Genomic DNA, 19216 nt, shown 5'->3' with positions numbered 1-19216 from the left:
GTTTCTTGAATTGACTTGGTGGTCACTGAATGTACTATCAAGGATAGGACTTACTGCAAGGATAGCAGCATGAGCGAGAAATTATTTTGGGTTAATCCCTACCAAACAGAACTTAACTCAAGAGTGACCAATGTAGACGGAAATAAGGTTGAATTGGACCAGACTATCTTCTTTGCAGAGTCTGGAGGCCAAGAGAGTGATAAAGGAACGATTAATGGTATTCCGGTTTTGATTGCTCAAAAGCTAGGTGTTCGACTTATTTACACATTGGAATCCTCTCCCAATTTTACTCTTGGTGACATTGTAACTACGAATATTGATTGGAAGCGTAGATACGCCTTAATGAAGCTACACTTTGCGGCTGAAGTGGTGCTCGAGATGTTTTATCAGCGTCGGGAAGGCATTGTTAAGATAGGCGCGCATATTTCTGAAAATAAGAGTCGCATAGATTTCGAGTGGTCTGAAAGTATTGGCCCGCTATTGAAAGAAATTGAAACTGATGTGCAAGATTTGATTAACTCTGATTCAGTTATTATTAGTGACTTTTCCGATCAAGAGAGCGAAAGAAGGTATTGGAGAGTGGATGGGTTTGCGCAAGTACCTTGCGGTGGCACTCATTTAAAGCGCACATCAGAAGTCGGCCAAATTCAATTAAAACGCAAGAACATCGGTAAAGGCAAAGAAAGGGTAGAGATAACCTTATGCTCGTAAGTCGATAGGGCATTAGAAATAGATTCCTAACACGTGGCATTTTAATTCATGTGAGATTCACATTTGCGATATGATGGTTGAGATTGAGGGCGTGTTGGCTACTTCTTAACGAAAGGTTACAGGGGCGAGAGGATGATATGTCGAAAGTAACATTGAAAGGCTTTATTTTAGTTCCGGAAAAGGATTTAGAATTAGTAAAACATGCGTTAATAACTCACAAAAGGCTCACGTTAGAAGAGCCGGGCTGCCTTACTTTTCTTGTGACTCAAAGCTCGACTAATCCTTTTCGTTTTGATGTCTATGAGGAGTTCGTCGACAAAGCCTCTTTTAAGCAACATCAGGAAAGAGTTCAAGCCTCACATTGGGGAAAAGTAACTGCCAATGTTAAACGTCAATACGAAATCTTTGAATGTGTGCATGACTAATCGAATCGGAGTGATTTAGAGCGTTTACGCTTTGTTTTTTAGGTTGTTCTACGCTCTACTATGTTGCTTTATTCATCTATTAACCTGGCTTAGTGTTCCTGATACTTTGCCGTATTAAATCTAGAAATTTTAATGGAAGTGTTATGTTTAGAGTTGTGTATGAATGGCGTGTGCCAAGTGAAAAAATGGATGAGTTTCAAAATATATGGCGTTCGACGACAGATTCAATTCATCAGTCAGTAGATGGGGCGCTTGGTAGTTTTATGCTTCGTTCTTACGATGTACCGGAAAAGGTTTTAACTATTGCCAAGTGGCGAACACGTGAAGACTGGGAGCGGTTTTGGGGAACTAGTAACCCAGAAAAAATGAAGAAGATGAGTGAAATTGCAGAGCGTATTTCAGTTGAACCATTCGATGAAATTGAAGATAGAACTAAGTAGGGCAATAGAAACGTTAAAGTGATGCCTAATGAACAGTTTGACGGACAATATGAAAGACAACCTTAATCAAGGAATAGGGTTATGCAGATTTTAATTGTTGGAGGTAGTAAGGGGCTAGGAAGGTTCTTGGCTACGAACTTACAGGGTACAGAAATTTATGCGGTTTCTAGATCAAAGCTAGTTGAGGAGGGAGTCGCTTCTGTTTGTATTGACGTTGATCCCGGTAAAAAGCCAGATTATACGTGCTTCAAAGGTGTAGAGTTTGACATCATAGTTTATTTGGCGTCGATGTGGGGAGAGTCTTCAGAATTGACAACAAGCGAACTGATTGAGTTTATGAATGTTGGTCCGATTGGGTATCTTAATTTAGTCAATGAGCTTAACGCTTTAGGTTCACTTAACGATAAATGCAATATTGTATCTATTGGCTCTACAGCAGAGCTTTCAGAAAGTAGTGAATACCCTGCATTCGCCCTCAGTAAAAGATTACTCAAAGATATTTCTAGCCAGCTGCAAAACGTTTATCGTGATTACCGCTTTACTCACTTTACAATAGGTGGGATCGGGCATGCTGAAGAGGAACGTATTGAGTATTCGAGTGTTTTGGAGATTATAAATATGCTAACCAAGCTTGATCCAAACACATACCTTTCAAATATGCATATAAAGTCCAAGCTAGGAATGTAGCTCTCAAGCTGTATTACGTACCTGCTTCTATGGTTTGACATCATGTGCATTCTTTTTATTGAGCTATGGTTATAACTCCAATGAAAGGAGTTTACTTATGTCATACATTGATGGGTTTGTCGCTGCAGTGCCGACAGCGAATAAAGAAAAGTATATCGCACACGCAAAAATAGCAGCAGAAATGTTCAGGGAGTTTGGGGCCTTAAAGGTTGTTGAGACGTGGGGGAGTGAAGTACCAGATGGTGAGATCACATCATTTCCCATGGCAGTTAACGCTGAAAGCAACGAAACCGTTGTGTTTTCGTGGGTAGTGTGGCCTTCAAAAGAAGTTCGGGACTCAGGGTGGCAGCGGATCATGGGTGATCCTCGAATGAGTCCAGACAATAACCCAATGCCCTTTGATGGAAAGCGTCTCATTTATGGCGGATTTGATGTTATTTTGGAGCAGTAAAATACCAAAGAATCTCAACTCGATTCGTGACACTTGGTGTTTTAATCAGTATTACGCTTCTGATGTACGTTCAATAGAGTATTCCGCGATAAGTGTTGATAAAACTCCATTTGGAGGCTTAGAGTAAAAATGGAAGAGATAAGTTATTCACTGATTGTCGTATCAGCTATCGCTGCCATCGCTAGCCCCGGACCTGCGACTCTTGCGATAGCAGGCACGTCAATGAACCACGGTCGACGCTTTGGTGGGTATTTGGCTGCAGGTGTTTTAACGGGGTCTTTATTTTGGTCAACCTCAGCCGCTTTTGGTCTCGCAACCATACTCTATAGCAATGTTTGGCTTTTTGAAATTCTTAGATATTGTGGGGCATTTTATCTTTTATATTTGGCTTTAAAGTCCGTACATTCTGCCTGCAACATCGAGCAGCTAAAGTTACCCAAAATATACGTAACGACAAAGAAGGGTAACTACTTAACCGGAGTGTTAATTCACTTAACTAACCCAAAGGCTATTCTGTTTTTCGGTGCGCTTTATTCGATAGGGGTTCCTCCTACGGCCAGTCCGTTGGAATTGTTGTCGGTCATTTTTGTTGTGGGGCTGGTTAGTGCTTTGGTTTTCTTTGGCTATGCTTTTCTTTTCGCGCATAAAAAGGTCAGACAAACCTATCTCAGATCCAAAGCAGTTTTTGAAGGCGTGTTCGCGTTATTTTTTGGTGTAGCAAGTATTAAGTTGCTGCTTAGTGAGGCAGGAAAATGAAGCACAAAAGGCTTGAAGAAATAAGAATAGATAATCTATCTTATTTGACGGTCTATTAAGTATACTAAGTAGCCGATATGTTAACTTCCATAAGAGCTTCTGGCTGGAAAAAGCTTATAACCAAACGATGCTAAATATTATCATTCAAAGGGCTAACAAAGGCCCATAATTTAATTCGTATCACTGTTCATGATTGTGCTCTTCGTGCAGTGCTGTAGTATTAGTAACGTGTTGTTAATACTAAATATAACCAATTGAAACCTGGACGTTGCATTACTTGTAGTTCGAGGAAATGTTATCCCGCAAGACGTTAATTTGGAGAAAAGAATGGATTCAAACTCACTATTATTATTTGTTGTCGCTTGTCTCGCTATCAACATGATTCCTGGACCTGATGTAATTTATATTGTTTCCAATACAATGAAAGGTAAATTATCTGCTGGGCTGAAAGCGGCTCTGGGGCTTGGTGTTGGTTACTTTTTTCATACACTAGCGGCATGTTTAGGTTTGTCAGCAATAATTCTGAGTTCATCTTTGGCTTTTAGCGTTGTTAAATGGTTAGGGGCCGCTTACCTAGTTTATTTAGGTGTTCAGTCATTACTGTCTATGTGGCGTGGAGAAAGTAAAATCGTTGAAAACAAAAATGTTGATAATAATAAAAATGTGTTTGTTCAGGGGGTTATCGTCAGCGTCTTGAATCCAAAAGTAGCGCTATTCTTTCTCTCGTTTCTGCCTCAATTTATTGATACGTCTGCAAGCTCAACATCAATGCAATTATTAGTACTTGGCTTGCTGTTCAGCGTACTTGCGACGACATGTAACGTTTTGTACGCCTCTGTGGGTAATTGGGTATTTAGTCGTCCACACTCTCAGCGTTATTCAAGAACTCTTGAAGGTGTTTCAGGTATTCTACTTATCAGTCTAGCGAGTAAAGTGGCATTTAGTGATCGTTAGATACAGGGCATTTTATTCTCGTGATTATTATATGGCTAATGTTTGCTCAATCTATACGCTAAATGAGTGCTATTGCATAGGTTGAATCACAAATTTCAAAAATACCAATAAGTGAACGTATTTATTTATAGTATGGTTGGCGCGATTTTATCGTAGCTAGGTTAATAACATGAAAAATAAAGTAATTCTGTGTTCCGCATTCCTTTTGGGTTTGTCAGGTTGTGCTTCTGTTCCTACTGTTGATTCGACAGTATCAAATCAAATGAAATCATTTGAAGCACCTCAAAAGGGGAACGCAGGGATTTACATTTACCGAGAAGATGCTTTTGTCGGAGCAGCGCTTAAAAAGTATGTTTACGTCGATGGGGAATGTATTGGTGAAACCGCTCCTGGTGTATTCTTCTACCATGAGGTCGAAGGCAATAAAGAACATCAAGTAAGTACAGAGTCTGAGTTTTCTGAAAATCACTTAACTATCTTAACGGAAGAGGGCCGTAATTATTTCGTTAATCAATACATTAAAATGGGTGTATTTGTTGGTGGTGCGGGCGTAGAACTCGTAGACGAAAGCAAAGGTAAAGCAGAAGTACTAAAAGTCGACATGGCAGAAAAAGGAAACTGTTCTTCGATCTAGTTTTACAAACAGACCGCTTTTTAGATTAAAAAACACATTATCAATGTAACCCAACGCTTGATGAGATCCATTCAGCGTTGGGTTTTGTATTTTTGGCAAACAGTATACCTATTTCAGACCGCATGATTTGCCACCTCCTAGCTTGAGCCCACTTATTGTTCAAAGAATCTACTTGTGAAACGTGAATTTTCGAGAGGATTTCGTAGGGAGCAATCCTACAAACGCGATTAACTGATATGCCATTCCATCATTAACCTTGTCGAGTGTATTGCTAAACTAGGTAGCGGTGTGTCTCCTCTCATTAAACAAATAATAGGTATATCAGTTTTAGCTTCTATGCCTTTACATCATGCACTCGGAGCGCAATTTAAAATCAAAGGGCTAACACCAATATTAGAGAAAAATCTTGAAAGTCACCTTACACCACTAACGAAACTCTCTGTTTCAAACATTACCTCAAATCGACTAACGCAGATGGTTAATAATGCGTTAAACCCTTATGGCTACTATCATTCCGAGCTCAATGTTCAGAGATCAGAGAATGATCTCATCACGCTTGAGGTTGACGCGGGGGAGGTTATGTTGGTCAAAAAATCTAATATTGCTGTGTCGGGAGAGGCCAGTAACGATCAAGATTTCATCGAACTAATTAATCAAGCTCAACTTAAACAAGGGCAGCCGTTGCTTCATTCTGAGTACGACACGCTAAAACGAAACTTGATTTCATTGGCTCAGCAAAAAGGTTACTTAGATGGACGTTTTATCGAATCGTCTTTGGAAGTCATTCCAAGTTTGAATCAAGCCCATGTGAATCTGCATTTCTCTAGTGGTTCTCGTTACCAATTTGGAGAGCTCTCTGTCCTTACGTCGGGTATCGAAACGGCACGAATAGAAGCGATGAGAACATTTGAACGGGGCGACGATTTTGATACTTTGAAATCGAGTCAATATCAGGCCGATCTTTCCAGTACTGATTGGTTTCGCAGTGTGATTGTGAAAGCGAATTTCGAGGAGATATCCGATGGTCATAAGGTGCCGATAGAAGTGCTCGCAGAGCCGAATTCACGCAATATTGTGCAAGTCGGTGGAGGGTATTCGACAGACTTGGGATTACGCGCTTCGCTAAACTGGACCAAGCCTTGGTATAACGCACGTGGACACAGTTTTGAGGCACAAGCGTACGCTTCCAAACCGGAACAATCGCTATTACTAGGTTATAAAATTCCCACCAAAAATGTTCTAACGGATTACTACGGGATTCAGTTTGAATCTAAGCATGTCGATTATCGAGATACATCGAGTTTTTCTAATGATTTATCGTTTGAAAAGCACTGGCAGTTAGACAGTGATTGGCAAAGCACCATGCACGTTCGTTATTTGCAAGAGAGTTATCGACAAGCGTCGGAGAATAACGAATCACAGTTGTTATTACCGGGGGTGACATTTTCACTGCTTGATCGCAAGAACGATCAATTAGAAGTAAGGCACCGTCACGTTTACTCATTGGAATACTCAGACCCTAATTTTTTCTCGGATTCTCGTTTGCTGCGTATTGAGGGTAATAGTGTTCTGTCTTGGGACATTAGTGAAAAACACAAGTTTCACTTTCGTTCTAATGTTGGCATTAATGTCGCTGACACTCTGAGCGATATTCCATCATCATTACGTTTCTTTGCAGGAGGTGATGGCAATCTTCGTGGTTATGGTTATGAGTCTATCTCTCCGAGAGATGAAAATGGCGATCTAATGGGTGCTCGTTACATGTTTACTGTTGGGCTGGAATATCAATATCAGGTCTACCGCCAATTGTGGCTTGGGGCATTTTATGATGTTGGTGATGCCTTCAATGATAGGGTGGATTGGAAAAGTGGTACAGGGTTGAGTTTGATATGGAACTCAAAATACGTGCCTGTCAAAGTGGACGTTGCTTATGGTTTAGATGCTCCGCAAGGAGACCAATTCCGCGTTCACTTTTCGCTAGGCACGCAGTTTTAGCGGGCATTAAAAAAACTCTCATCCTTGCAGATAGAAAGCCTTTTTAAGTCTTGATTGTTTAGAGTTCGAACTCACCATTCAGTTTCTTGAATATCCAGTTAGGTGCCTTATGCCATCCACCATAGTTTGGATTCTTAGTATGGTTCTCATTCATTGATTGCCACTGAGTTTGGCCTTGTCCATCTCGAGATACTCGCCAAAACAGTTCATCTTGTTGTCGAGTTAAGTAGTGCATGACATGTTCTGCAAAGGCTTCGCTTTGGACCAACACACCAAATTCCACATTGAGGAAATCCGATCTTGGGTCGAAGTTTGATGAGCCGATATAAGTCAGCCGATCATCGAGTATCACCGTCTTGTTGTGATAATAAGTATCCGCATGGAAGTAATGGTCATCATTTTTCGCTTGGTTTTTGTACTCAAGTATATGAACGCCCTTATCCAACAAGGTTTGGCGATGCTCCTCGTAATAAGCAGGAATAAAGCCAGAATCATTAGAAGCAGACGAGTTCGTCATTAACGTTATGTCCGCTTTTTGCTCCATCAAGGTATCAATAAAGGCAAATTCACCATCACTTGGTACCACATAAGGCGTTGATATCACAGCTTTTGATGCAGAGGTTATTTGTTGCCAAACTTGGTGTTCTGCCCGTTTTCTAAAGTAGGATTTGTTGTTTTCTAACTTGTTTAATGAGTCGAAAACGGGGGTGACTTGCGCAGCAATGAAGTTGGGGCTGGTCAGGTGTTTAACCTGTTTTTCAACTTCCGTCAGAATGATGCTTTTGTCTTTCTCACCTTTATTAAGCGCTTTAGTGAACGCGGAATAGTTTGGGGTAACGTTAACGATGTTTTCTATTGGCGTGACATGCTTGCTGTCCCAAAGTTGTTGGTAATTCTGGTCGAACGCTCGAATAATGCTGCCTTTGAACAAGACATCCATATCAAAGAAGTTGGCTTTGCGGCTGTAACCAAAATAGTCGTTGCCAATGTTGCGTCCACCTAGAATCATCCATTGATGGTCGACGTTGAAGTACTTCTCGTGCAGACGATTGTCCAAACGTTGTTGATGAGTAGAGAAGTTGACGGCGCGACCAATCCAGCCTGACTTACGTGAATCAAACGGATTGAATAAACGGATTTGAATGTTGTCGTGAGCACTGAGATCAGCAAGCCATTTCTCGTTAAACACCAATAAATCATCGAGAGTGAGTCGAACTTGCACGCCTCGATCTGCTGCTTGTTTGAGTTCATTGAGTAGCATCAAACCAAGCGTGTCACTCTCCCAAGAAAAGTAAGTCATATCGATGCTTTGCTGAGCGTTTCTTACCAGTTCAACACGACGAGCAAAGGCTTCCGGAGCGTTAGGAATTAAGTAAACTTCGGCTTGATGCTGAGTAGTTTGCCAATTGGCTTCAAAATCCGGTTCAACTTGAGGGTAGGGCTGAGCACAGCCAACCAATAGTGCACTGAAGATGAAGAGTAGCAGGGCACGAAGGGCGTTAGGAAACATGAGTAAACCTTCCTAATTATGTTCAAGGAATAAGGATGAAAAAAGCCAGCGAACTGGCTTTTAGGTATTTGGTAACGACTTTTTAGTAACTGAAGATAACGTTACATGTGACTCAGAATCAGCCCAAGTTCCTCTAGACCGTTGAGGCGACCTTGGCGCAGTTTTGGATCGATGCCTGAGTGATGAGCATTGTCCCAGTCTTGTGTGGATTGAATACCGCCATCGTTATCGATCAGCAATACTCGATCAGTCGCGCTGTTGTATTGGAAGTCTTCAAATAAACGTTCGCTAAACCACATACGAGAGAGCTCGTTCATCATTGCTTTGTCTTTGCTACCTGGGCGAACACTTGAACCATCAAGCTTTAATGCTTTATTAAACACAAATGGTAATTCCGATGCATTACAAGCGCCCACAATACAACTGATGCTTTTGAGTAAATCACCAACGTCGAGATCGCCATTTTCACCTTTGGTATTGTAAGTCCATACGTTGAATCCAGGTTTGTAGTCAAAGTAGTAGAAGCTTGGCGTTGCTCCTGTTGCTTCTTCAGTTGAAACTTTATGACGGTTTGGACCCGTGAAGAGCAAATCATGCAACATGGTTTTGAATTGCTGCATGTTTTTCGCCGCGCCATTCAGTTCGCTTTCATCGTTAGGGAAGAAGTCAGCCAGAGCAAGTAACTCCGTGCTTGAATCGGAGTTCCCCAAACCGAAGAACAACTTAGTCATCGCCTCATAAGCGGTGCTAGGCAGCAGTTCCAATAAGTCAGAAAGATCGAGTTCAATCGAAGCTGAATCGTTGAGTAATGAACGATATTCAGCGCGTAAACGGTTTAAGTTCGTTTCCGATTCTAGCCACTCCACCATGTATTCGACGATTAAGTTTTCGTCACCACTTTCAATGACTTCTGGCGCTTCTTGGCTCAAGATTTCAGTGATAGTTGGGATCAAAAATGTCAGGCTCGGTAGCATGCCCAGAGTATTGCTTTCTGCACTGTTTGAGCCAATTACCGTCGGTACGATCCATTCACTCTCAATGGCTTGCTCAGTAAAGTGATAGCCTGGTACTTCTTTCACTAGAAACGCTGGTGGGCGATGCTCGATGTAAGGCGCAAATGGCATCAATGTAGCTAATGGGCTGTTGTCGCGTGTTGGGCTTATAACCGGAATATTCACGGCGGTCAGTACCCAGTTCTTAAGACGTTGAATCGGATCAAGCATCTCGCTCTGTACCTTCATGATCTCTTCAAGTGGTAGTAACGCAAGATCTTCAACGCTTTGCTCTAGTCTTTGGCTCTTGGCAACATCGTAACTTTTATATTCAAAGCCGTAAGCGTTGCTTTGCATGATGGCACGTTGAAAGTGCTCACCTGCGATTGCCGCATCGCCTTTTGATTGCTGTAAAATTCCCACCGACATGGCACCCGCACCTTGACCCATGAGTGTCACGTTTTGCGGATTGCCGCCGAATGCCTCTATGTTTTGTTGAACCCATTCAAGCGCGTGTTTTTGATCGCCTAGGCCAAAGTTACCGCCCTCTGGGTTGTCCAAACCATCGACCCAAACACTGCCCAACAAGCCCAAGCGATAGTTAAAAGTAACTGCAATAAACGGGTTACCATCGTCAGCACCTTGTGCAACCACCATATCACCATGAATCAGCGGTTCTGAGCCCGAGCCGTATTCAAAGTCTCCACCGTGAATAAAGACATACACTGGCAAATCTGCGTACGCTTCTGTCCCTGCTGGTCGCCAAATGTTTAGGTTCAAACAATCTTCTGATTGCGTTTGTGCCGTGGTTTTTAACTGCGGGCACGCATCACCGAACTGAGTCGCATCAATATCGCCTTCAAGTGGGACCGCAATGCTGTGCTGAAAGCGGTCTGCTTGCGCAAATTGGATACCTTTGAACGCCTCTACCGCTGCCAGTTTTTCATCCGCATCAAGAGGCGTGATGACAAGGGACTCTTTGGTCGCTTGAATGGTTGCATCGCCAATTTCCAAAGCGATTTGCTCTGGTGGTAAGGGTTGTAGTGGCTTCGGGCCGTTAGGAACGCTAGGTTTACCAGAGTCATCACTGCAAGCTGCTAAGGCAAGAGTGATGGTAATGGCTAAAGTTGAGCGATTGAGTAAAGTCATTGTTATGTCCAAAAAGTCATTTGGTGCGTACACCGAAAATGTTAAACGGCATCTAACAAGCGACGTCCTGACGCTTTGGCATTAATCCGTGAATGGTTGGATGGCTTGTTGTATTGATGGCTCAAATGGTAGGACATCGGCGACAGTTTCAGTAATCGCCTTTGTAGGATGCAGTCCTACCATCGTATAGGGGCGGGCTCTTTCTGAGAGCTAGAAACGGTAACCAAGATTTAAGGTCACTGACTCTCGAGTTTCCCCTTTGTTATAGAGAAAGGTCAGGTTGTAGTTTTTGCCGATTTGCTTATTGAAACCAGTCAAAAACGCCCATTGATTAAGATCTACACCAATGTCGTAATCGAATTCGATATCACCGCTTTTTACATGCCCGTCCATTCGAGCGTCCAGCCCTTGATATTCTGCTCCGACAAAGAACTGCGTGCGATAATCGACAAGTTGATAACCCAACATCGGCTGTACAGTAACAATACCATCGCCCCAATCATCTAAGCCCTTTAAGCGAGTTTGCGAATAGGTACCAGTGACAGAAGCAAAGAATTCTTTATAGCCAACCGAAAGGGTTGTACCTATACCACGAAGGTCATATTCCAAATGCAGCGGCACGTCTAGGCGTCCGCGACTACAAAGTGCAGATAAACCATCGCAAAACTTATCACCTAATCCTGGCAGTTTATCGTTCAGCTTATCTTTTATGTACTGACCACCTTCACCCGTGTAAGCGGCATTAACATTGGCATCGACATTAACTTTCCCGATGTAACCAAATACATTCCAAAATGGCAGGATGTTTACATCGCCACGAAGCGTCATGCTCTCAGCACTGACGATGCCGACACTGTCTTCTGGATCAAACAGTTCATTAAGGCCGATGCCTTCAATCGTGAAATCATTAAATGGAATATTCATATCTTGATTTCGATACGCTAGCGACACACCAAACGGCAGAGGCAAATCGATACCTTGACGACGAACCATATCACCCATTAAAGGAAAAACTCGGTCTAGCTTAACACAGGCTTCTTGCATGCGTGGATCAGATACCTCATTCAAGCGTTTTTCGTCTAGTACTTGCACGCCAAGCTTATCTTCATAAATCGCTACCGGTTTTACGCTGCTCATCATTTCGAGGGGTTTATTTTTCTTTGAACCAACTATCTTGGTGTTTTTACTGGCAATCGCAATTTTGCCTGATGTTAACTTCTGGAAGAGGATCTCTTGATCGTAAGAATCCACTTGGTAGTTGTGATGTGTGAACGGTTTATCGTTGGTAATGACCATACGTTTCGGTTCACCATTAACCAACTCAATATCAACGCTTAAAAAGCGGAAGTAGGCGATATCTTGAGGAAGACCGTATTTTGAGTAATTAAAACTGATGATCACATTACCATTCTGATCCTCTTTGGCTCTTACTGATGACGGATCAAAACTCTCTGCGTAGTTTCGAAGGCGGTATTCTGTTCGTGTGAAAGCTTCGATCTCATCAAGTACTTTTTCATTTTCATCGAGTTGTTCAGGGTTGTACTTGATACGCAGATCAATGTTGCCTTTGTTATCGGTGTTCTTAACCAAGTAGACGGACGAATCGCGAACGCTATCACCGATTTTAACACTTCGGTGGGCATGCTCTACCAAATGCTCGCCTTGAACTAGAGAGCTGATGGCCAGTTTTGGTAAATCATGACTGATACCGTATTTGTCGAACAGCGCTCGGCCTTGCTCGATTACTTCGTTGTAGGTCGTCGTCTCTTCAGCGGCGAAGCCAAAAGTGGGGGTAGTAAGCATTAGTGCGCTCGCGAGCACAGTAAGAGAAGACGTCTTGCCGGCGCGTAATTCAAAAAAACTCATGACAGTTTCCACTCTGAATAGTCTCAAACCTTCGAGACTCAGACAGTTAATGTGTCACTGAACTTCTTGTTCAGTTAGATAGATATGTTTGCTGTGATTGACGTTGTGAATGCATGGTTTTCGATTGCATTTCGTGAATCAATGAGAGGATTTTATGAGGTGAAGAGAAATCCCGTTAATCGCTTTTGATGGATACTATCCTCGCTTTATGGGTTACGGAGGAATAATGGCTAGCTCACAAACAAACAGCCCCGCATAGCAGAAGCAATGCAGGGCTTTAGTTTCAAGAACGGAGGTGACGCTTAGACCGTAACGCGAACACGAAACAGATCAGTAAACAACTTGGCAATCATCAAAATGATCATAATGTTTACCAGCATCAGCAAGGACGTTTCAATTCGATACGCTGGGGTTAAATTGAGCGCTCCTGATGTCAAGACAACCAATAAGTTAATACCTAGAATTCTGTGTACCATCAGTTTTGGTGTGGAAAACACCTTCCAAATTACGATGATGTTGATGAAGTAGAATAGCCCAAGCTGCCAAAGCTCGGTCATCATTGGCATTATGAAAATGTATTGCAATAGAATCACCGTGCCAGTGCCTATCACACCAAAAAATGCATCTTTAATAATGCTTGGTGGCATAGTAGGAACGATTGAAGAGAACACGCCTGCTAGCATCGGAAAAATGAAACCTCCGGGTACGGGCAGATAAATCCAGATCAACAAAGAAGTGACGAACATGGATACACCTTGCAATACCTTTCTGCCGTCTTCATTCAAATGCTGGATAAACGTTCGATGCTCGTGATGCCAAACCGTGTTTTTCTCTCTTTGCATGACATAAGCAACGTGACCAATGAGCGACGTACTTGGATTTTTAATATCAAAGCTTTGAAGTTGCTGCGTTAGCGTTGGCCAATCGATCTCACGACTTTGCGATTTATCTGCTTGTTCTAGCAATCGGTCTTGGATTTGTGCCATCTCATTTAAACGCGCACGCCATAGCTGACGATGTTCTTTCAAGTGGTAGCTGCCAGTAAGTGGTAAACCGACCAGTTGGAACAACTTTTCTATGTTGGCGCTGTTGGTCTCAAGAGCTTCAGTATCTATATCATTGGGCGATTTCATAGCGTTAAGCATCGCCTCTCTGCTGGTCTCAAAACGTTGAATGAAGTTTTGTTCTGTACTGACTGGCCAGACTAATCGGTACACAACAGAAAACGTGATCACACCAAGAATAGTCTCTTGCATGCGAAGAACAGCGAAGTGGAACGTTGCTTGACTATCAAATCCTCCCATACATGCGATGATGGAGCACACAGCAAAACCGATAGAGAACACATAACCATACTTTTCGTCGCTCGACATAAAAATGCACGCACCTAAAAACAAGGTGAAGAAGGTGAGAAACAAAAAGCGATCTTGAGAAAACGTCGTGATGAGGAAAAAGGCATAACCGATGCCAAGGAGGGTTCCTAATAAGCGATTATGACCTTTGTTTATCGAGTGAGCGAAGCTTTCATTTAATGCCATTACCGCGACTGCGATCGCTGCCCAATACGGTTTCTCCCATTGAAACCATAAGGCAAGGCAGATCGCGATAACGATAGACAGCGCAGCTTTGATTGCTTCTTTGGTTGAGGCATTAAACATACATTCCACCGCATTATTGTTTGATGATTTTGATAGAGGCCGTCATACCAACACGTAGTTGAAAATCTTTCGGTAAGTGATCTAATTTAACTTTAATTGGAATACGTTGAGCCAAACGAATCCACTGGAAGTTCGGATTGACGTTTGGCAGGAGATCGTTGCCTGTGCTGCCATCTTGCTTTGCGATACCGTAGCCGATGCTTTTGATTTTTCCTTCCAACACAGCTTCATTGTGCATCATTAAGGTCACGTAGGCTTTATCTTGTGGATCAACGCCAACTAAATCCGTTTCTTTGAAATATCCTTCGATCCAAAAGCTGTCTTCATCAATCAAAGCCACGACTGGGGAGTTAGCGACGACTTGAGAGCCGACACGTAAGTTCAAATTAGTGATATAACCATTCGTTGGCGCATAAACTTTTGTGTAATCAAGGTTTAGCTTGGCTTCTTCAACATTGGCTTTCGCGAGTTCTACGTTGGCAACGGCTGTCTCCACCGCATTGTCTAGGTTATTCAATGTCAGTACAGGTACAGCGCCAGGTGTGCGCTTTTCTAACTTAAGTGCTCGCTGCTCTTCGTTTTTTGCTTTTGCTAACAGAGCGACCGCTTGTTTTTGAGTCGCCAATGCTTTGTGGTATGCCGCTTTATAGATGCTTGGGTCAATCTCAAACAGCAAATCGCCTTGTTTCACTTGCGAATTGTCTTCGACGTAGACTTGGATGATTTGTCCTGTTACGCGGGGGGTTATAGAAACGATGTGCGCGCTAACTTGGCCATCTCTAGTCCAAGGGGTGTCAGAGTATGATTGGTAGTAGCTGAAAATCACGGTGCCAGCTGAACACAGTAGTAGCAGTGTGATGAGATAACGTTTTATCACGGAATTTGCCTCAAAATATGGTAATGAATCGACCAATAACGCCAGTAAAAATCACAATTAGGCTTAGCTCAGCGAGCGCGGGAAATGCAACGTATTTGTGGAGTCCCAGTTTTGTTGCAACGGTTCCAACCAAAATGGTGAGCATGTAAGCCAATGCAATAACCAGCAACAAGGGAGGGAAGTAAACTTCGCCCCACACAAGTTCATGTGGCATTGAGTTCATGGTGTTTTTCTCTATTAACTTGATGAATGTAAAGATAAGGCAAGTGATGGCATCAGTGATAATCGCTTTTGCAGGATCTAATCCATCAAACGAAAGGTGCTATGCGCTATATAGAGGGAATAGCGCAGCAAAGTAGCTTTTTGGACAGTGAAAATAAAAATAAATTTATTTTCCAATTTATTCTATGTTCATTTCAGACCACTAAGTTGTTAAATTTTCGACAATTATTTTTCAATGTTTGCTTTTGAATATGCGAAGTGATGGTTTCGTCCTTCAAATGGGATTACGAGTTGTGAGGTTTTGTTTCTAATATTCGCTTCGAAGCAAACGAGATGCTTTTTAAATTAAATAATCCAACAAATATGAGTGAAAGATTATTCGTTAGATTATTTGAGTTTTATATTTATTAGTAAGAGTAAAATTGTCATGGAAATTATTTCTAACCTTTTTGACATGGCACCATTTGTTGCTCTCTTTATTACGCTCTCTCTCGGTTATATGGTTGGTAAAATTACCATTGGTCGATTTGTTCTTGGCGGTGTTGCCGGAACATTATTAATGGGTGTAATTATTGGGCAATTTGGTGTTCATATTGATCCCGGCGTAAAAAGCATTTTCTTTGCGCTCTTTATTTACGCAGTAGGGTATCAAGGTGGTGCACAGTTCTTCAAAGCACTGAACTTTAGAACCATCAACATTCTACTTTCCGCTGTAGTGATGACGGTTTCTGGCCTGCTTTGTGTACTAGCAGCTGCTTGGATGTTTGATCTAGACAGAGGTACGGCAGCAGGCCTTGCAGCTGGTGGTTTGACTCAATCGGCAATCATCGGTACAGCGGGTGATGCGATCGCACGTCTTGGTGGTGTGACAGAAGAAGCGAAGCACCTAATGCAGACCAACGTCGCAGTAGGCTACGCGGTTACGTACATCTTTGGTTCGCTTGGTCCAATTCTGATGGTGACATGGGTATTCCCAACACTGATGAAGTGGGATATCCGAGCAGAAGCGATTGCTCTAGAAGAGAAAAACTCAAATGGTAAGCGCGATCTTGCGCCGGGTGAATTCAACGCAGTAACCGCGCTGGTTACACGAGCATTTAAAGTGAGCAAAGATGGCGGGCTAGCAGGCAAAACCCTAGCTCAGTTAAACCAACACGCTCTAGCTGCTTGTATTGAATTGATTCAACGTGATGGCAAAGTGCTAGAAGTGGACAAATTCACAGCACTGAAAGAAGGGGATGTCATTGTTGTAACTGGTCGTCGTAATGCGGTACATAAGCTGCAAGATGGTTTGGCTGACAACGAGATTGCACTTCCAGAAGGCTATGAAGTTATTGAAGAAAACCGTCAACTGATCGCAGACAACCGCAAACTGATTGGTAAGTCGCTGCAAGAGATTAAAGAGGCTTCGAACCAAGGCTCTATGCGCGGTATTTATGTGACGGATTACATTCGTGAAGGCAGCTCTATCGAAATGACGCCGGATCTTGTGGTGAAGAAAAACGACGTCATCCAGCTTACAGGTACAGCAAAAGACATCAATCGCGTTGAGAAAAACATTGGTCAGCGAATGGGCTCAGCAAACGTGACTGACTTAGTCGTGCTTGGTATGGGCATGGTGGTGGGTCTATTAATTGGTCTAATCAGTTTTAAGATTGCTAGTATTCCCGTCACTATCGGTTCTGGTGCAGGTTGTTTGATCTCAGGTTTGATCGTCGGTTGGTTGCGTAGCCGCAATCCGCATGTTGCTCAGTTTCCTGTGGGTGCCGCGAACTTTGTTCGAGATTTCGGTTTGGCAGCATTTGTGGGCATTGTTGGCCTTGAGGCTGGCCCTCAAGCGGTCGACACAATCAAAGAACACGGTATGTCTCTGTTGTTCCTTGGTATGGCTGTGACCATTATTCCTCAGTTTATTTCGTTCTTTTTCTCATACTTTGTATTGAAGATTAAGAACCCAGTTGAAGCACTAGGTTGTGTTACAGGTGGACGAAGTGCGAACCCAGCATTCGCGGCTTTAATGGAAAAAACAGGCAACGCAACGCCAGTATTCTCATTCACCGTGACTTATGCAGTCGCCAATGTACTGCTTACCCTATGGGGTCCAATTATTGTCGGCATTATTACTTTAAACGCAGGCATGTAATTTAAATAAATTCGAACACACTTATCGCCTAATTAAATAGGCGATAGGGAAAGTAATATCCAAATTTAAGTAAATAATAGATTCAGGTAAATATTATGACTACGCAAAACACAACAATTGATTTTTCAAAATTTGCAGATTTAAGCCCATTTGAATTAAAAGATAAACTAATTGAAGTGGCACAAACTGTTCCTGACCGCGCGTTATTAGATGCTGGTCGTGGTAACCCTAACTTTCTAGCGACGCTACCACGTAAAGCGTTCATTCGTTTGGGTGAATTCGCAGTGTTGGAAGCCGAGCGCACTTACTCATACCTAGATGGTGGCTTCGGTGGCATTCCTGATGGTGTGGGCATTGTTGAGCGCTTCGACACGTTTGCAAACGACAATAAGAAAGACCAAGGCGTGCAGTTCTTAGAAAAGTCGCTGAGCTACGCAAAAGACCGTTTGGGTCTAGAGAAACAAGCATTCTTGAATGAACTGGTTAACGCATACCTTGCATGTAACTACCCAGTGCCACCACGTATGTTGACGAACATCGAAAGGGTTGTGAAGCAGTACATCGCAGAAGAGATGTACGGCCCGATGCCAATGACAACAGACTTCGATCTGTTTGCAACGGAAGGCGGCACAGCGTCTATGACGTACACGTTCCAAACTATGTTCAACAACGGTCTGTTGAAGAAAGGTGACAAGGTCGCGCTAATCACTCCAATCTTTACGCCGTACCTAGAAATTCCAGAACTGAGTGAATACGAACTGGAAATCGTTGAACTACGTTTGGATGAGACAACATGGCAGCTGCCGATGTCTGAAATCGAAAAGCTTGCAGATACAGACATCAAACTGCTTTGTGTTGTTAACCCAGCAAACCCAGCGTCTGTGAAGTTCTCGGATGAAACTCTGGATAACCTATCAAACTTCGTGAACAACGAACGTAGCGACCTATTCATTGTGACTGACGATGTATACGGCACTTTTGCGGACGACTTTGTCTCACTGTTTGCGAAACTACCATACAACACGCTTTGTGTGTACTCGTTCTCTAAGTACTTCGGTGCAACAGGCTGGCGTCTAGGCTCGATTGCAATTCAACACAACAACGTGTTTGACGATGCAATGCGTAGCCTTCCTGAAGCGCGTCAACTTGAGTTGGACGATCGTTACAAAACGCTGACTCCGGAACCGCGTGAGATCAAGTTTATTGACCGTATCGTTGCAGATAGCCGCAGCGTAGCACTTAACCACACAGCAGGTTTGTCTCTTCCTCAACAAGTTCAAATGGCGCTGTTCTCATTGAACTGCTTGATGGACTCAGAGAAAAACTACAAAGAAGCATGTAAACGCATCATTCGCGAGCGTTACAAAACTCTGTACAAAAACATGGGTGTAGAAATTGAAGAAAACAAAGATCGTGTGGACTACTACACACTGCTTGAGCTCGACACTCTGGGCGGCAAATTGTACGGACCAGCATTCGTTGAATGGTTCAAAGCGAGCGAGAAAGGCAAAGACTTCCTGTTCCGCCTTGCACATGAAACCGGCGTTATCCTACTTCCAGGCCAAGGCTTCGATGTAGTGCATGCATCAGTTCGAGTTTCGCTAGCAAATCTTACTCACCACGAATACGAGCTTATCGGTCGTGCAACACGCAAAGTGTTGGATGAGTACTTTGCTGAATTCAAAGGCTAATGAATCCAGCCTGATTAAGAATAAGCCTCGGCGTTGTCGAGGCTATTCCGACCAA

17 protein-coding genes are annotated in these 19216 nt (G+C 42.9%); 11 read left to right on the top strand and 6 right to left on the bottom strand.

The window, feature by feature from the left end; genetic code table 11:
* Positions 1–69 precede the first annotated feature (69 nt).
* The 9 genes from R7035_RS21460 to R7035_RS21420 all read left to right on the top strand — a co-directional run bounded on the left by R7035_RS21460 (position 70) and on the right by R7035_RS21420 (position 7053).
* Entirely contained in the window at positions 70–711 is a 642-nt protein-coding gene (locus R7035_RS21460) for an alanine--tRNA ligase-related protein (protein ID WP_005377082.1), read from the top strand.
* Between the two features lie 137 nt (positions 712–848).
* On the top strand, positions 849–1136 hold the full coding sequence (locus R7035_RS21455; RefSeq protein WP_005377083.1) for a putative quinol monooxygenase: 288 nt from the start codon (positions 849–851) through the stop codon (positions 1134–1136).
* A 143-nt stretch (positions 1137–1279) separates the two neighbouring features.
* The gene (locus R7035_RS21450) at positions 1280–1576 is read left to right on the top strand and encodes an antibiotic biosynthesis monooxygenase family protein (RefSeq protein WP_025768092.1); all 297 of its coding nucleotides are present in this window, start codon (positions 1280–1282) and stop codon (positions 1574–1576) included.
* A gap of 81 nt (positions 1577–1657) precedes the next feature.
* Positions 1658–2263 (top strand): hypothetical protein, encoded by a 606-nt coding sequence (locus R7035_RS21445; RefSeq protein ID WP_053306983.1) that lies wholly within the window; start codon positions 1658–1660, stop codon positions 2261–2263.
* A 97-nt stretch (positions 2264–2360) separates the two neighbouring features.
* Positions 2361–2714, top strand: a complete 354-nt coding sequence (locus R7035_RS21440) for a DUF1428 domain-containing protein (protein ID WP_017821465.1) — start codon at positions 2361–2363, stop codon at positions 2712–2714.
* A gap of 129 nt (positions 2715–2843) precedes the next feature.
* Complete coding sequence (locus R7035_RS21435; protein WP_132937089.1) at positions 2844–3470, top strand: LysE family translocator; 627 nt, start codon at positions 2844–2846, stop codon at positions 3468–3470.
* A 327-nt stretch (positions 3471–3797) separates the two neighbouring features.
* Positions 3798–4424 (top strand): LysE family translocator, encoded by a 627-nt coding sequence (locus R7035_RS21430; protein WP_005377098.1) that lies wholly within the window; start codon positions 3798–3800, stop codon positions 4422–4424.
* Positions 4425–4593: 169 nt separating this feature from the next.
* Positions 4594–5058 carry a DUF2846 domain-containing protein gene (locus R7035_RS21425; RefSeq protein WP_005377099.1) on the top strand — a complete coding sequence of 155 codons (465 nt, stop codon included), beginning with the start codon at positions 4594–4596 and terminating at the stop codon, positions 5056–5058.
* A 336-nt stretch (positions 5059–5394) separates the two neighbouring features.
* Positions 5395–7053 (top strand): autotransporter assembly complex family protein, encoded by a 1659-nt coding sequence (locus R7035_RS21420; protein ID WP_318146262.1) that lies wholly within the window; start codon positions 5395–5397, stop codon positions 7051–7053.
* Positions 7054–7111: 58 nt separating this feature from the next.
* Here the strand turns inward: R7035_RS21420 and R7035_RS21415 are convergent, their stop codons facing one another.
* From R7035_RS21415 to R7035_RS21390, 6 genes are all read right to left on the bottom strand, one after another.
* A complete protein-coding gene (locus R7035_RS21415) occupies positions 7112–8563 on the bottom strand; it encodes a phospholipase D family protein (RefSeq protein ID WP_318146261.1) in 1452 nt (483 codons plus the stop codon).
* Positions 8564–8664: 101 nt separating this feature from the next.
* Complete coding sequence (locus R7035_RS21410) at positions 8665–10704, bottom strand: carboxylesterase family protein (RefSeq protein WP_318146260.1); 2040 nt, start codon at positions 10702–10704, stop codon at positions 8665–8667.
* Between the two features lie 210 nt (positions 10705–10914).
* Positions 10915–12570: a hypothetical protein gene (locus tag R7035_RS21405; protein WP_318146259.1), complete on the bottom strand. Its 1656-nt coding sequence runs from the start codon at positions 12568–12570 to the stop codon at positions 10915–10917.
* A 302-nt stretch (positions 12571–12872) separates the two neighbouring features.
* Positions 12873–14228 carry an FUSC family protein gene (locus R7035_RS21400; RefSeq protein ID WP_318146258.1) on the bottom strand — a complete coding sequence of 452 codons (1356 nt, stop codon included), beginning with the start codon at positions 14226–14228 and terminating at the stop codon, positions 12873–12875.
* 13 nt (positions 14229–14241) lie between these two features.
* The gene (locus tag R7035_RS21395) at positions 14242–15105 is read right to left on the bottom strand and encodes an HlyD family secretion protein (protein ID WP_176311010.1); all 864 of its coding nucleotides are present in this window, start codon (positions 15103–15105) and stop codon (positions 14242–14244) included.
* 10 nt (positions 15106–15115) lie between these two features.
* Positions 15116–15328 (bottom strand): DUF1656 domain-containing protein, encoded by a 213-nt coding sequence (locus R7035_RS21390; RefSeq protein ID WP_005377106.1) that lies wholly within the window; start codon positions 15326–15328, stop codon positions 15116–15118.
* Positions 15329–15754: 426 nt separating this feature from the next.
* Between R7035_RS21390 and aspT the strand changes: the two genes are divergently transcribed.
* Positions 15755–17470: an aspartate-alanine antiporter gene (gene aspT, locus R7035_RS21385; RefSeq protein ID WP_318146257.1), complete on the top strand. Its 1716-nt coding sequence runs from the start codon at positions 15755–15757 to the stop codon at positions 17468–17470.
* A 95-nt stretch (positions 17471–17565) separates the two neighbouring features.
* Positions 17566–19161: a bifunctional aspartate transaminase/aspartate 4-decarboxylase gene (locus R7035_RS21380; protein WP_318146256.1), complete on the top strand. Its 1596-nt coding sequence runs from the start codon at positions 17566–17568 to the stop codon at positions 19159–19161.
* Positions 19162–19216 lie beyond the last annotated feature (55 nt).

Origin of the sequence: Vibrio sp. 1731 (assembly GCF_033339955.1) — a bacterium.
In the GTDB taxonomy this organism is placed as follows: domain Bacteria; phylum Pseudomonadota; class Gammaproteobacteria; order Enterobacterales; family Vibrionaceae; genus Vibrio; species Vibrio alginolyticus.
Note: the sequence above shows the minus strand (reverse complement) of the source record. Positions and strands in the feature narration are given on the sequence as shown.